15 protein-coding genes are annotated in these 13,693 nt (G+C 65.3%); 1 reads left to right on the top strand and 14 read right to left on the bottom strand.

The window, feature by feature from the left end; translation table 11 throughout:
- Positions 1-181: 181 nt before the first annotated feature.
- The 12 genes from FBY36_RS19690 to FBY36_RS19645 form a co-directional block, all read right to left on the bottom strand.
- Complete coding sequence (locus FBY36_RS19690; RefSeq protein ID WP_142122161.1) at positions 182-1,699, bottom strand: glycoside hydrolase family 32 protein; 1,518 nt, start codon at positions 1,697-1,699, stop codon at positions 182-184.
- A 2-nt stretch (positions 1,700-1,701) separates the two neighbouring features.
- The gene (locus FBY36_RS19685; RefSeq protein ID WP_142122159.1) at positions 1,702-2,580 is read right to left on the bottom strand and encodes a carbohydrate ABC transporter permease; all 879 of its coding nucleotides are present in this window, start codon (positions 2,578-2,580) and stop codon (positions 1,702-1,704) included.
- A 1-nt stretch (position 2,581) separates the two neighbouring features.
- A complete protein-coding gene (locus FBY36_RS19680) occupies positions 2,582-3,553 on the bottom strand; it encodes a carbohydrate ABC transporter permease (protein WP_142122157.1) in 972 nt (323 codons plus the stop codon).
- Positions 3,554-3,665: 112 nt separating this feature from the next.
- Complete coding sequence (locus FBY36_RS21195; protein ID WP_268815568.1) at positions 3,666-4,460, bottom strand: extracellular solute-binding protein; 795 nt, start codon at positions 4,458-4,460, stop codon at positions 3,666-3,668.
- The gene (locus tag FBY36_RS21190) at positions 4,457-4,909 is read right to left on the bottom strand and encodes an extracellular solute-binding protein (protein WP_268815567.1); all 453 of its coding nucleotides are present in this window, start codon (positions 4,907-4,909) and stop codon (positions 4,457-4,459) included. Before FBY36_RS21190 ends, FBY36_RS21195 begins: the two co-directional genes overlap by 4 nt.
- Positions 4,910-5,051: 142 nt before the next feature.
- Complete coding sequence (locus FBY36_RS19670) at positions 5,052-6,074, bottom strand: LacI family DNA-binding transcriptional regulator (protein WP_142122155.1); 1,023 nt, start codon at positions 6,072-6,074, stop codon at positions 5,052-5,054.
- 107 nt (positions 6,075-6,181) lie between these two features.
- A complete protein-coding gene (locus FBY36_RS19665; protein ID WP_142122153.1) occupies positions 6,182-7,129 on the bottom strand; it encodes an alpha/beta fold hydrolase in 948 nt (315 codons plus the stop codon).
- Positions 7,130-7,153: 24 nt separating this feature from the next.
- Positions 7,154-8,020: an HNH endonuclease gene (locus FBY36_RS19660; protein WP_142122151.1), complete on the bottom strand. Its 867-nt coding sequence runs from the start codon at positions 8,018-8,020 to the stop codon at positions 7,154-7,156.
- Between the two features lie 53 nt (positions 8,021-8,073).
- Positions 8,074-8,268 (bottom strand): hypothetical protein, encoded by a 195-nt coding sequence (locus FBY36_RS19655; protein WP_142031419.1) that lies wholly within the window; start codon positions 8,266-8,268, stop codon positions 8,074-8,076.
- A complete protein-coding gene (locus FBY36_RS20955) occupies positions 8,265-8,516 on the bottom strand; it encodes a hypothetical protein (protein ID WP_235008907.1) in 252 nt (83 codons plus the stop codon). Before FBY36_RS20955 ends, FBY36_RS19655 begins: the two co-directional genes overlap by 4 nt.
- Positions 8,503-8,796: a hypothetical protein gene (locus FBY36_RS20950; protein WP_235008906.1), complete on the bottom strand. Its 294-nt coding sequence runs from the start codon at positions 8,794-8,796 to the stop codon at positions 8,503-8,505. The genes FBY36_RS20955 and FBY36_RS20950 overlap by 14 nt, the downstream gene beginning before the upstream one ends.
- A 59-nt stretch (positions 8,797-8,855) precedes the next feature.
- Complete coding sequence (locus FBY36_RS19645; protein WP_142122149.1) at positions 8,856-9,707, bottom strand: universal stress protein; 852 nt, start codon at positions 9,705-9,707, stop codon at positions 8,856-8,858.
- Between the two features lie 121 nt (positions 9,708-9,828).
- Between FBY36_RS19645 and FBY36_RS19640 the strand changes: the two genes are divergently transcribed.
- Entirely contained in the window at positions 9,829-11,286 is a 1,458-nt protein-coding gene (locus tag FBY36_RS19640) for a DUF5129 domain-containing protein (protein WP_142122147.1), read from the top strand.
- 70 nt (positions 11,287-11,356) lie between these two features.
- Here FBY36_RS19640 and FBY36_RS19635 read toward each other — a convergent pair whose 3' ends face one another.
- Complete coding sequence (locus FBY36_RS19635; protein ID WP_142122145.1) at positions 11,357-12,523, bottom strand: ABC transporter permease; 1,167 nt, start codon at positions 12,521-12,523, stop codon at positions 11,357-11,359.
- Complete coding sequence (locus tag FBY36_RS19630) at positions 12,520-13,692, bottom strand: ABC transporter permease (protein ID WP_235008905.1); 1,173 nt, start codon at positions 13,690-13,692, stop codon at positions 12,520-12,522. The genes FBY36_RS19635 and FBY36_RS19630 overlap by 4 nt, the downstream gene beginning before the upstream one ends.
- Between the last annotated feature and the right edge of the window lies 1 nt (position 13,693).

Below are 13,693 nucleotides of genomic sequence, written 5' to 3'. Positions count from 1 at the left end.
AAACTGACCCGCGGCGGTCAAACCGCAGTTGCGCCGTGCCCTGCCCCAACAACTGGATACGCCCTTTGAGGATAACCCCGAAGTATGCGATCTGTGGGTGCCCTCTCAGAAATTTGATCAGCCATGTGGTGTTCCGCATCAGTCAAAGGATTACCGGGGAGAGCGCAGGCCTTACACGGAGTCAGCCGACGACGTCGAGCGCCACAAGGTGCGCGCCCTCACCCTGCGCGAAAACCGCCAGCGCCGTGCCCGCCAGTGAGGGGAACACCAGATCCGTTACCGTGGCCAGGCCGTCCTGGGCAAACACCTCCACGGAGCAGCGGTCGAGGTAGACGCGCAGCCGGAGGCGGCCGTCGCGGAGGGGAACCGCCACGGCTTCAATAGACGGGAAAGCTGCATGGAAACTGATGTTCCCCGACTCCCGGCGGTCAAGCCTGAGTATTCCCTCCGCCACGTCATAGCTGACGACGGTGCGTTCGGTATCCGCAGTACCTACCAGCAGCCCCACGCTGTCTGCAGTGCCCGGCCGGAACTCAACATCGATCCGTGCCACCTCTGCCGCAGCAGGCAGTGCCAAAAGACCAGGTGCCAAGGCCTGCGGTCCAAGCTGCAACTGTGCGGGTTCAAGCCCGGAAAACGGGTCGATGGCCTGCTGCCGCAGCGCCGGCTTCCCGTCCACGCGGATGAGCGAAACTTCACGTGGCAGGGACATGGCGCTTCGCCAGTCCCCGGTGGGCGTTTCCCGGGCATAGTCCCAGTTGTTCATCCAGCCGATCATGACGCGGCGCCCATCGGGCGCGTTGCTGAACGAGACGGCGGCGTAATAGTCCCGTCCCCAGTCCAGCCAGCCGTACTCGCGCATGCGCGAGCCGTCGGTCTGGAGACCCTCGGTGACGGTCGATTCGGACCGGAAGGCGACGCCGTCGAACGTTCCCAGGAAGTACTGCCCCGCCGAGCCGCCGGCGATGCCGCCCGGGTTGAGGTTCACGATAAGGACCCACCGGGTGTCCTGCGGGTCCCCGTCGACGGGCAGCTCGAAAAGGTCCGGGCACTCCCACACTCCGCCGGTGGCATTGGCGGGTCCGAAAGTGCTCAGGTGTTCCCACGCTTTCAAATCATCGGACTTGTACAGCACCACCTGCCGCTGCACAGCCTCCACGGCCACCATCACCCAGTAACTGCCTGCGCCGCCGTCGTACCAAAAGACCTTGGGGTCCCGGAACTCCGCTGATGCGCGGTCCAGGACGGGGTTGCCGTGGTACTTGGTCCAGGTCAGCCCCTCGTCCAGGCTGTACGCCAGCGACTGTGCCTGCCGGCCGGCCAGCGGGGAGGCACCGGTATAGGCGCTGGTGTAAATCGCCACGAGCGGGGGATTGGCGGCTGTGCCGAAGCCGCTGGTATTGAACTCATCGAAGACAGCCGATCCGGAAAAGATCGCCTCGTGCTCGTCGCACGGAATCGCCACCGGCTGCTCGTCCCAGTTCAGCAGGTCCTCCGAGGTGGCGTGCCCCCAGGACATGTTGCCCCAGTCAGGGCCGAAAGGATTGTGCTGGTAGAAGAGGTGGTAGGTGCCGTTGAGGTACACCAGCCCGTTGGGATCGTTGAGCCAGTTCCGTTCCGCCGTGTAGTGGAAGGCGGGCCGGTAAGGATCGCTGATGGCAGCGGGCGAGGTTCCTGCCGCCGTCGTCAATGTCTTCATGCTCAGCCCTTCACGCCGCTGGAAGCGATGCTGTTGACGAACGAACGCTGGAAGGCGATGAAGAGCACCACCACCGGGACCGTGATCAGGGAGGCGTAGGCCATCACCTCGCCCCACGAGACGTTCAGCTGGAAGAAGTACTGAATGCCGATCATCACAGGCCGCAGTTCCTCGGACTGGACCACCCTGAGCGGCCAGAGGTAGGAGTTCCAGGCCGGCAGGAAGGTCAGGATCGCCACCGTCGCCGTGGCCGGGCCTGCCAGGGGCATGACCACCTGGCGGTAAATCTTGAACCAGCCGGCACCGTCGATCCGGGCTGCTTCATCCAGTTCCTTGGGGATGGACTCAAAATACTGGTGATACAGGTAGATGGAGAACGCGTTGGCGATGAACGGAATGATCTGGACCTGGTAGGTGTCCAGCCAGCCCTTGGAGAACTCGAGGCTGAAGCCGTTCAGCTCAAAGTAGGGGAGCTGGTTGACCCACCACACCAGAGGCAGGGCCAGGGTCTGGAACGGCACGATCAGGGTGGCCAGGATCGCGGTGAAGACGATCTTCTTGCCCTTTACCTGCATGCGGGACAGGGCGAAGGCACAGAGGCTGTTGACGAAGATCCCCAGCACCACGGTGACGGCGGAGACGCCCACGGAGTTGAGCAGGAAGCGTGCCGCCGGGACACGGTCGAACACGGCGGCGTAATTGTCGAAGGAGATGTTGCCCACCGGCAGGAACGCCGCAAGCGAGGACATGTCGCCGAAGATCTGCTGGTCCGGCTTCAAGGAGGACACGAGCATGAAGACGATGGGGAAGGCAGCGACGACGGCGAAGAGGACGCGCACCAGCATGGTGCCGGCGCTCCTGAGAAGCAGTTGGTTTTTCATGTCAGTCTTTCTCCCGCGTGAGGTAGCGCTGCACCGCGGAGACGATCAGTACAAGGACGAAGAACACCAGCGAGATGGCGGATGCATAGGAGGTTTCCTGCTGCCGGTAGCCGGACCGGACGGCCTCGTAAACGATGGTGGTGGTTGAATCCATCGGCCCGCCCTGCGTCATCACGCTGATCTGGTCGAACAGGCCCAGGGCCTGGATGGTGATGGTGACCAGGACCAGGCTGCGGGTATGGAACAGCCCGGGCCAGGTGACGTAGCGGAATTGCTGCCACCGGCTGGTGCCGTCCAGCTGCGCCGCCTCGTACAGCTCACCGGATATGCCCTGCAGCCCCGCCAGCCAGATGATCATGTGGAAGCCCGCGGCCTGCCAGATGGAGAGGATGATGATGGCCGGCATGGCGGTATTGGGATCTCCCAGCCAGTCAGGTCCGTTGATCAGGCCGAAGCTGACGGTGGAGAGGATCTCGTTGATCAGGCCGTCCTTGCGGTACATGAACAGCCACAGCAGCGAAACCACCACCATGGAGGTGACCACCGGCAGGAAGTACACGGTGCGGAAGAAGTTCACACCGCGGAACTTCTTGTTGATCAGGAGCGCCAGCACCAGGGCCAGGCCGGACTGCACCGGCACGATGACCACGGTGAAGTAGGCCACGTTGAGCAGTGCCCGGTAGAACGTGGGGTCCGTAAAGAGCCGTGCGAAGTTGTCCATTCCAACGAATTCGACGGGACGGGGCGAAATGAGCCTGGCGTTGGTGAAGGCCAGGCCGAAGCCGAGGATGGCCGGGATGAACACGAAGGCCAGCAGCAGCAACGCTGCCGGGGCGATCATGCCCCAGCCGCTGACCTGGTCGCGGCGGAAGCCGGGGCGTCGCCGTGCGTTGGTTTTGGCGTTCGACGGCGGCAGGGCGGGTTTGGGTGCGTCCGGAACGCGGGGACGGGTGGGGAGGGGAACAGTTGCCATGGGAATCTCCGATCGGCGGGCCTGGGAGGCCTGCACCGTTGGGTGCAGGCCTCCCGCGGGTCCGGCTATTTCTTGTAGCCGCCGTTGGACTTGATGTTGGCGTCGATCGCCTTCACGGCCTTGTCCAGGGTGGACTGGGCGTCTGCCCCGTTGAGGATGTCCTGCGTGGCTTTCCCAAATTCAGTGGCGATGAAGGGGAGGCCGGGGTCTCCGGCCGCATCACGGCGTACTGGCGGGAGAAGTCCATGAAGATCCGGTTGGCCCCGCCTTCAGCGAAGGCCGGGATCTGGGCGGCAGCCTCGTTGCTGGCGGGAATGGCGCCGGTTGCCTTGGCCACTGCCGCGATGTTCTCCGGTTTCAGCGAGTAGGAGAGGTAGTCCATGGCCGCTTCGGAGTTGCTGCAGCCGCTGGTGACGCCCCACTGCCAGGAGGCGCCGCCGATCTTCGGGCCCTTGCCCAGGTCCACCGGCGGCATGACCACCAGGTCATCGCCGAGCGCTGCCTTGGCCTTGTCCGCAGCCCAGGACCCGGTATACACGATGGCGCTTTTGTTGTTCAGGAAGTCCTGGGTGGAGTCCTTGCCGCTCTTCTTGGCCATGAAGCCCTGGTCGGCCAGGCCGCGAAACCAGCCGGCCCACTCCACTGCCTTGTCTCCGTTCAGAACGCCATCGGCACTCTGGAAGCCGTCCCTGTTGACCAGGTCGCCGCCGAAGGACTGCAGGAAAGGGGAGTAGGCATAAGGCAGCCATTCGCCGGTCCCGGCAGTGCCGATGTCCAGCGGGTAATCCCATTTGCCCAACGCCTTGAGCTTGGTAAGGGCGTCCTGGAACTCTGCCTTGGTCCACGGCTGTTCGATGGTGGCAACACGGACGCCGGCGGCCTTCAGGTCCGAGGCCCGGGCCATCATGGCCAACGCGACTCGTAGTAGCCAACCGCATAGGGTTTTCCGTCCCATTCCGCCACTGTGCTGGGCAGCTGCTTGGAAAGGTCGGCGCCGAGTTCGAGCGGCTTCAGGTAGCCGGCCCAGGCCCAGTTGGGGACGTTGGGGCCGTCGATGTCCACAATGCATGGCAGCTTCCCGGCCGCAGCTGCGGAGACCACGGAGTCGTTGTATGAGTCCTGGGGGAAAGCCTGGACCTTGATCTTCACCTTGTCCTGGCTGCCGTTGTAGGAGTCGACGATCTTCTGGACGGCGGCCAGTTCGTCGGGGTTGCCTGCATTGTGGGTCCACAGGGCAATTTCGCCGGATCCTTCCGTGGAGGAGGAGGCGCTGCCCTTGCCGCAGCCGGCGAGGGTGGCAGTGAGTGCGGCGGCGGCTATGCTGGTCGCGAGGACCTTGGTGAGCGTCTTGTTCATGGGTCGGTCTTTCTGCTTGGACACGGTGGAGGGATTGACGGGGTCCTGCCGGGAACGCGGCCGCTGCAACGGCTGCGTTCCCTTTTTGCGGGTTACTGAGGGCCGGGTCCGCTGTGCGGATCCGGCTCAGGCGTTGGATGGTTCAGTCTTGGGGTGGAGCCACAGACGCCCGCTCAACGAGCGGGCAGGTGATCTTTTCCTGGATGCGGGCGGCGTCCGGGTCATCAAGTTCGGCGAGGAGTTTGAGGACGGCCCACCGGCCCATTTCGTAGTGCGGGAGGGCCACGGTGGACAGCCCTGGCCACAGGGCATCCGCGATCAGTTCGAGGTTGTCCACCCCCACAATCGAGAGCTCCTGCGGCACCTTGATGCCGAGGTGTCCGGCGGCCTGGTAGGCGCCCATGGCCATTTGGTCGTTGAAGCAGAACAGCGCTGTGGGCCGCTCCGTTCCGGACAGCAGCTGCAGCGCAGCTTCCCGCCCTCCGGCCGTGCTTGGATGTGCGGCCACCAGGTTCTCTTCCGCCAGTTCCAGTCCGGAACGGACCAGGCGTTCGCGGAAGCCTGCAAGCCGCCCGTGGGCCGCCGGAATGTCGTCCTCGTTGTTGATCATGGCGATCCTGCGGTGGCCTGCTGCCACGAGGAGTTCGGCAGCCGATTGGCCGGCGCCAAATTCATCCGGTACCACGGAGGACATCCTGGGATCGTCCGTGGCCGCATCCAGCACGACCGTCGGCAGACCGTTCAGCTCGCCTGGCGCGGATACCAGTTGGTGGAACATCCGGGCGTAGATGACCCCGTCCACCTGGTGCTGTTGCAGGGCCCGGATTTCCTGTCGTTCGAGTTCATTGTCCAGGCCGGAGTTGACCACCATCAGCAGGTGTCCGTGCTCGGAGGCTGCGTCCTGTGCACCCTGGATCATGGCACCGGCAAAGGGGGTGGTGGTGATCTCATCGCTGACCAGGCCGAGGATCCGGGAGCGCTGGTTGCGCAGTCCGCTGGCCAGCCGGTTGGGGGCGTAGCCGAGTTCTCCGGCCACCGCCTTGATGTGCTCCACAGTCCGGGCGTTGACCCGAGAGCTGTGCGCCTCGCTCAGGGCATGGGACACGGTGGTCACGGAAACGCCGGCAGCTTTCGCCACGTCCCGGATGTTTACCTTTGTCGCCATTGACTTCTTCCTTTGCAAAACGTTTTGTATGTTGCCTGCATCACTATATGCAAAACGTTTTGCTGCGGTCAAGGCCTTCCGGGTCCTTGGCGGCTTAAATGCCTGGATTACCCCTCGTCCGCTTTGGCATAAAGGGCCAAAAGATCGCGGCTGAACTCATGCGGGGAAGTTTCGCAGGGACTGTGCCCGCCCCTGTACACCCCGATCCTGGCACGAATGGCCTGCGCGAACACCCGGTGCAGCTGAAGCGGCCACAGGTCGTGTTCGCCTACCGCTACAAACTTGGGAATCGGCGCCTCCGCCAGGGGCTGCCGAAGGTCCGGAACATTCTGCATGAGTATGTAGATGTCCCGGACGGCGGCGCGTCGCGTGAAGCGGAAACGGTAATTGACGAACCGTTGCCGCCCAGGCGGCACGTGGACCATGCGGCCGCTGCGGATGCCCCAAATCAGGAGGGCAGCGCCTGCCCGTCCGTTCACCCACGTGCTCAAGCGGCCGAGGTGGCTCACGCCCCTGAAGCCCGGGCCGGGCTCCGGCGGGCAGCCCAGCAGGGTGAGGGACCTGAAAAGCTCCGGGTGCTCCACGTAGGCCATTTGCGCGATAACGCCGGCGAAGGAATAAGCCACGACGTGGACAGGGGTGGCAGTGGACATCATGACCGCCAGGAAGTCATCCACGAAAAGCCGGTAGTCGTAGTGCTTCCGGGGCGGCACCAGGTTCTCCGGGCCTGCGCCTGCTGACTGGTACTGGCCGGCCAGGTCGTAAGCCAGCGCGAAGTAGCCGGCGTCAGCCAGGTCGGGCATCATGAGCGAGAAATCCTCTTTCGAACCGGTGGCCCCGGGTACCAGGAGTACGCAGGGATTGTCCGGATCGCCCAGTGCCATGGCTGCCAGCTTGCCACTGGGAACGTCGATGGGGACATGCACCGAGCCCGGCGGCGGAACTGACCAATCGACGTCCCCCAACTCCGCATCCAGGAGGGCGGCCGCATCCACCCGGGCAGAACCAAACTCCTCAGGGTCAACCCCGTACTCTTTCCGGTCCGGCTCCGCCATGGTCCCAAGATAACCCCGCAAACCCTACGGCTGGCCGCTCCCGAGGATCCGCCGCGCATCCTCCTGCGCCTGAAGGGCCGGATCGCTGACCACTTCACCCCTCAGATGCCCGGCGGCCGAGGTGATGCTCCGGAGTTCGGACACCGTCAGCGCCGGGTTGGCGCCATGCGCCACCGAGTGGCAGTTACGGCAGAGCGGAATGAGGTCGGCGATGGGGTCAAGCTGGTATCCGCCGCCAAGCATCGTCGGCGGCACCACGTGGTGCACGGCAATTGCTCCTGCGCCGGCCTCGCCGTAGGCGGACTCGAAGGAGAAGCCGCAGGCGGCGCACGACGTGCCATGGAAGGCCAGGCAGGCGCGCCGTGCGTCAGGGTCCCGCTCAAAGCGGTTCACCTGGACATTGCTGACGGCGCCCGGCGGCCAGGCTCCGGCCACCACCTCGGTGGGATCCGCCGTCGTTGGCCCGCATTGCCGCCACAAGTTTTGCAGAACAGGCCCGGACGACGGCGGCAGGCTCACCAGGGAGGGCGGATTGGCCATATCCCAGGGGCCGCCGGGGAAGGCTTCCCGAAGGGTCCCGGGACGTATCTGTTCACCCAGCGGCAACAGGGAATCGAAGGCCACCGCGATGAACCAATCCCTGGCACCGGGAACCTCGCCCGTTGCAGCCTGGTACGGCTCCGACGCCACCCAACCGTGGCCGATCAGTCCGCTGCCCGCATCATTGCGGCCTTGCAGCAGGAGCCAGGCTTCGCTTCCCGGGAGGATGTCAGGGCGGGAGCCGATACGCCAACGGTCCAGGTACCTGCCGGACTGCGCCACCTGCCCGACGACGGCCTCATAGTCCCAGCGGCGCAGCCGCTCCAGGCCGCAGCCAAGGATTACTGCCACTGCCCACCGAACCCGGCCATGCGTCGTCGAACCCCAAGCACTTGCAACGGAACTTAGATCGGTTCCTTGGCCAAGGCCTTGGTCTTGGCGGGCGTTTCCCGGCCCAGGCGTTCATCAAGCGTGACGCGCAGCCTGGCTGCAGCAACCTGGACCCGATGTTCGGCGGGGGTGGCTTTTTTCCCGGCAGGCTTGGCAGCGCTGTTCCGGGGAGGGTGGACAAGGCGGTGTTCAGGCGATGCTGCACTCATGGTTCAACCTCCCTGGCAATGTCTTCATCCGTTGTTCCATTCTCGCCTAAGTTCCCACCGTCGTCCACGAAGGCTGTCTCCTGCCCCGGGGGTGTGCCGGCTTCTTCATCGTCCCCGTTCTCGTCGCCGGACACACTCTTCCAGGCGATGTCGAACAACTCGAGTTCCTCGGTGCGGGCGAGTTCGCTCCTGGCAAGGACTTCCAGCGTGGCCAGGCCCAGCGCCTTTGTCCCTTCATCGGGATCCAACGCCCGGTCCAGCGCCCACTGGGTACGGCGCCACCATTCCGCACGGGCTGTCTGCTTCGGTCTTCTGCCGCAGGGCGTCGGCGTCCGCTACTCGCTTTTGGTCCAACGCGGTCTGGTCCGCAGCGGTGCGCTGCTTAAGCGTCCGCCAGTTGATGTAGAAGGCAAGCAGGGCTGCGATAAGAACGGCCAGGGGTCCAAGCCCCGCAAGGATGACCCACCAGTCCGCCGGTCCCGAATGGACGACGACGTCCAGCGGGCCGGGGGAGGGGACAGGGGTCACCAAACCAGCTTAGGCGCAGTCCCGCTGCAGCCGGGCCGACACTCCTGCCGCAGCGTTGCTCAAGCGCCGCGCCGGGAAACGAGGACCGGCCCGTGGGCGTGGTGCAGTACAGCGTGCGCGGTTGACCCGATGGTCTCCCGCAGGACCCCGCGGCCCTGGGAACCCACCACCACTATCCGCGCTTCCCGTGCGGCCTCGAGGATGGCGTGCGGGACAGAACTGTCCGCGGGCAACCTGCCGTCAACGGCAACATCCGGGGCCAGGGTCCGCACCTGGGTCAGGGCGGATTCAAGGACTTCCCGGGCCTCAGCCGAGCCGTCCTGCCCGTGCGGCCGCAGGTAGCCGGCGGGCTCGTACCGGACGTGGACCACCGTAAGGGGTGCCTGCCATGCGGAAGCAAGGCCGCAGGCGTCTTCCAGGGCTGCCGGCGAACCCGATGCATCGACGGCGGCGACGACGGGTCCGCCGGGATGGGCGTCCTCCCGGACCACAGCCACAGGGCAGGCCGCAGTGGCCGCCAGTTCCAGGCTCACGGACCCCACCAGGAGGCCCAGGAAACCGCCCAGCCCGCGGCTGCCCACAACCAGCATCTTCTGACCGGCGGAAAATTCAGCCAGGAGCTGTGCGGGCAGTCCATGGAGCAGGGTGCTGCGGATTTCAAGGCCAGGTACTTCCGCTGCCGCATGCGAGACGCCCTCCTCCAGGACGGACTGGGCGGACTGTTCCAGGCCACTGCCGGACACCCCCGGAACAGGACCCAGGTGCCTTGTCAGCAACGGCCACATTGAACAATGCACCACATGGAGCGGGCAACTGATCGCCCGGGCATGGCGCGCCGCCCACCGGACGGCGGCCGCCGCCTCGTTCGAGCCGTCGTAACCGGCCACAATGTGCCCCGAACCGTGTGTCATGTGGCAGCGCTCCTCATCAGGCCGATCTTCGCTGGCGGGACCTTCGCCCCTTTGGCGCGCCGGGCCGTTGGTTCCATGCTGAATCCAGCAATCCTTCTGATTCTAGGAAGCGGGGAGGGATATGGGCACCATGGTGGGCCGGATAGCCGTGATCATGCTTGCCCTGGCTGCTACCCTGCTGGGTGCGGCGGCCCCAAGCGCTGCCGTGGTCCCGGCAGCCGTCGTCGTGGAAGACACAGCCGGTGTCCTGGACCGGAACACGCTGGTTCCCGCGATCGAGAAGATCCAGTTCTACGAGCCCACCCGCGTTGCCGTCTTTACATACAACGGAAAGCCTGAGGACAACCTCAATGAAGAGGTCCTGAAGTTCGCCCGTAACAGGCACCCTGAGTGGATCAGCGCGGATGGACAGAAATGGGCAGATGGCTTGTTCATTTTCGCGCTCGACCCGGTGGGCCGCCACGTGGGCACCTACATGGGCGAGGACCGGAAAGTGTCGCTTGAACAGCGCAGCGACATCCAGGACGCCTCGAAGGACCTGTTCCGCGACGCACAATGGACCGACGGCACGGTGGCCGGAATCCGCCGTGCCGCCGAGCTCATCAACCAGCCCTGGTACAGGTCTGCCGCCTTCCTGATCACGGCCTGGATCACCGGGGGCCTTGCGGTCCTGGGCGCGGCGGCGTGGCTGATTGTCCGGGCCGTGACCAGGACATCCTGCCGCAAGCAGATCGAACGCGGTGACCGGAGCTACTCCAACGTCAGCATGGACCTGGACGTCACGGAACTGAATGCCGGCACCATCCCCGAATCATCCCGATACGGCAGCCGCGTCCTGGAGAAACACCGCACCTTCCTGAGCCGTTATGCAGCCGCTACGGAGCTCTCCAACCAGGTGCACGCGCTGGGCAAACGGGCGCTCAGCCGGCGGAAGAACCTCAAGCTCGCCCGCCAGTTTGCGGATGCCGCAGCAGAACTGGATGCCCTGGATGACGTCATCGCCGACAGCAACGCCCTGCTCAACCGCGCCGACACCTGGCCTACCGCCTGGGACCGGCAGCTCGCCCCGTTCCGCAAGGACCTGGCCGGGCTTGAGCAACTCCTGGCCAAACGCCACGGGCAGGGGGATTCTGCCACCGCCACGGCGCTTCGTTCCTTCCGCGACGAGAGCCTCCGGGACATCGAACGGTGGACGGCGGAACTGGCCGACCGGCGCATCAGCCCGGAAAAGGCCCTGGACCGGCTCTATGAGGCACGCTCACGGCTCTCGGAGCTGTTGGAGAACCATGCAGAAACCGTCATCCAGGGCTTCGCAAAAAATGAGCGCGAGGCCCGCCTGATGCGCGAGCAGATGGAGACGGCACACGGGGGCCTGGACCACCACAGGCAGCGGACCTACGAACCCAGCATCCTGGGCACGGTGTATCCGTCATACAACTTTTTCTCCGTGGCCACATTCAGCTCCGGCTTCAATACCGGGGTCAGCAGCGTCAACTCCGCCAGGGGCGGCGGCAGCACCACGGGGTACGGAAGCAGTGGCGGCAGTTTCTCGGGATCCGGCAGTTCGTCCAGCTTCTAGCCGCAATTCCACCACCGGTGCAGGCACAGCGCTGGCCGCCTGCGGCCCTGCGGGTTTCGTTAGCGCCGCTTCAAAGCGCGCGTCCAAGACTGCGCCGCAACACGAATGACCCCAGAACCAGCAAAGCCGCGGCCATCGCTGCCAGAACGCCCAACTGCGGCAGGATGTCCGTCAGCGTGCCGCCGTGCCGCTGCACTCCGGCGAAAGCGTCATAGGCCCAGCGGTGCGGCGTCAGGAGGGATACCTGTTGAAGCGCTCCGGAAAAGAACTCCGGAGGCACCATGGACCCGCCCAGGCCGGCCAGCACCAAACCGAGTCCTACCCCCACCCCGGAGGCTGCCGCGTCATTGTCCAGGACGGCGCCGATGACCATTGCCGCCGCAGCGGAAACCGCGCAGAACACAGCGAGGATGACGCCGGCGAGTAGGGGGTTTCCCCACTCCACGCCGAACAACAGCGCTGTCCCGGCCATAATGTAGACGCCTTGCACGGCCGCGATCCCGAACCGTCCCAGTGCCTGGCCGCCCACTGCCTGCCAGCTGGCTACGGGGGCGGCCATGACCCGGGCAACGACGCCCAGGCGCCTGGCCTTGATGAGGGTGGCAGCCCCGGTGAGCGAGCTCAGGAAGACGAACAGCAGGAGCTGCTGGACCGCGCCGAGATCGAATTTTCCTAACCCCCGGAATTCCTGCGTGACATCATTCGTGTCAACCAGTTCCATGGTGGGCGGTTTCACCGATTCCCTTGCCTGCTCCAATGCTGCGGCCGCTTCCGCGGCACCGATGCCCGCTCCTTCCAGAAGCTTGCGCTGCCGCTGCTCTGTGCTGACAGCCTGGACAGAACCGCGCACTTCCTGCAGGACTGCCTGCGCGGAGGACTGTGATGCCGCCACAGCCTCGATCCGGACCGGACTCACCGCTGAGAAATCGGCAGCGTCAGCATCCGCCAGGAAGATCCCGACGTCGATCCTTCCGCGGCTCAACTGGTCCCGTACCGTTGCCTCGCCTGCCGTTGCCACGTCCAGGCCGTCTGCCTGCAGCTGCTGGACCAGGGCCTTCGCCAGCCCGCTGCCGCCGTCACCGGCCAGTCCCACCCGTGCCTGGCCGCTGTTGGCCCCGAACTGTGAGCCGAGCAACAGGATCAGCAGCAGAGGGAAGATGAACACGAAAAAGATGTTCGACCGGTCCCGCAGGAAGCGGCGGACTTCCACCAGCGCAATTCCCGCCAGGCTTTTCATCCGCGGGAACCCCGGTCCGGTACCAGGCGTGAGGCGAGTGTTGCCACGGCGGCGAAACCCAGCATTATTACCAGGGGGACGGCGACGTCAGCCGCGCCGCCGCCACCGGCGGATATCCCCAGGCCCCGGATGAACGCGGCCACGGGATTCAGATCCATGAGGCTGGCCAGGAAACCCGAGGTTTGGATGGGAAAAAAGGCCCCGCCGGCGATGCCGAGGATCATGCCCAGGATGGACTGGGCAATGTTGGCCTGCTCCGCGGTCCGGACCAGCCGCGCCACAATGAAGGTAAGGCTGGTGGCTGCCGCGGCGACGGCAAGGACGAGGAGTGCCACAACGGCAGGGGAGCCGAAGGAGACCCCGAACAGCAGGCTGCCGACACCCAGCAGCACCGCTGTTGCCGCCACGCCCAGGATGAATCCCACCAGCGCTTTCGCCGTGACGATGCTCCCACGCGTCACCGGGGCAGATTCCAGCCTCGCAAGTGTTCCACCTTCGCGCTCGGCCAGCAGTCCCAAAACTCCGAAACCGACAGTGAACAGCAGGAAAAGCCCGGCCTGGCCGGCTACCAGGCTGCCCTTCAGCGAGAGCTGCCCTGACGCTGCCTGCCCTTCAGAAAGGCTGAGGGCAGGGGTGCCGGCAGCGGTTTGACGGGCAAGGTCGCCGAGCACCTGGTGGGGGAGCCCGGCACGCTCGCCTGCCGTCGCCGTGACGGTTCCGGCCGAAAACTGTTCCAGGAGGCCGTCGACGACCGAAACAAGCACGTTCGTCTCCATGCGGGCAGCATCGCCTTGCACCACCTGCACGGCAACTGGACGGCCGGCGGTCACCGCCGTCGTAAAATCCGCCGGCAGCACGATGCCCAGATCCGCGCCGGAATCCTTCGTCTCCCGGCTGACGTCGCCGGCAGGAACCGTCCTGATGGTCACCTCCATGACGGAGAGCGTGTCGAGGGTTTCCAGCAAGGCCGAGCCCAGCTGTCCGCCGTCGCCGGAATTTGCGACGACGACAGCCGGCTTCAGCTCCACGCTGTCAGTTCCGAAGCTGCCGAAGGAAAGATTCAGCACCCCCATCAGGGCCAACGGGACGATGAGGGAAAAGATGAACACCGACTTGTCCCGGATCCGCAGCCGCAGGTCGTTGGCAACCATGGTCCAGAGGCCGCGCATG

The organism is Arthrobacter sp. SLBN-122, from assembly GCF_006715165.1.
In the GTDB taxonomy this organism is placed as follows: Bacteria; Actinomycetota; Actinomycetes; order Actinomycetales; family Micrococcaceae; genus Arthrobacter.
This window is presented reverse-complemented; position numbering and strand designations above follow the sequence as displayed.

What these genes read in the sequence shown, in the direction of transcription:
- FBY36_RS19685 (WP_142122159.1), bottom strand. Translation starts at nt 2,580, where the DNA reads ATGAAAAACCAACTGCTTCTCAGGAGCGCCGGCACCATGCTGGTGCGC.
- FBY36_RS19630 (WP_235008905.1), bottom strand. Translation starts at nt 13,692, where the DNA reads ATGCGCGGCCTCTGGACCATGGTTGCCAACGACCTGCGGCTGCGGATC.
- FBY36_RS19640 (WP_142122147.1), top strand. Translation starts at nt 9,829, where the DNA reads ATGGGCACCATGGTGGGCCGGATAGCCGTGATCATGCTTGCCCTGGCT.
- FBY36_RS19670 (WP_142122155.1), bottom strand. Translation starts at nt 6,074, where the DNA reads ATGGCGACAAAGGTAAACATCCGGGACGTGGCGAAAGCTGCCGGCGTT.
- FBY36_RS19655 (WP_142031419.1), bottom strand. Translation starts at nt 8,268, where the DNA reads ATGAGTGCAGCATCGCCTGAACACCGCCTTGTCCACCCTCCCCGGAAC.
- FBY36_RS21195 (WP_268815568.1), bottom strand. Translation starts at nt 4,460, where the DNA reads ATGATGGCCCGGGCCTCGGACCTGAAGGCCGCCGGCGTCCGTGTTGCC.
- FBY36_RS19665 (WP_142122153.1), bottom strand. Translation starts at nt 7,129, where the DNA reads ATGGCGGAGCCGGACCGGAAAGAGTACGGGGTTGACCCTGAGGAGTTT.
- FBY36_RS21190 (WP_268815567.1), bottom strand. Translation starts at nt 4,909, where the DNA reads ATGAACAAGACGCTCACCAAGGTCCTCGCGACCAGCATAGCCGCCGCC.
- FBY36_RS19690 (WP_142122161.1), bottom strand. Translation starts at nt 1,699, where the DNA reads ATGAAGACATTGACGACGGCGGCAGGAACCTCGCCCGCTGCCATCAGC.
- FBY36_RS19680 (WP_142122157.1), bottom strand. Translation starts at nt 3,553, where the DNA reads ATGGCAACTGTTCCCCTCCCCACCCGTCCCCGCGTTCCGGACGCACCC.
- FBY36_RS19635 (WP_142122145.1), bottom strand. Translation starts at nt 12,523, where the DNA reads ATGAAAAGCCTGGCGGGAATTGCGCTGGTGGAAGTCCGCCGCTTCCTG.
- FBY36_RS19645 (WP_142122149.1), bottom strand. Translation starts at nt 9,707, where the DNA reads ATGACACACGGTTCGGGGCACATTGTGGCCGGTTACGACGGCTCGAAC.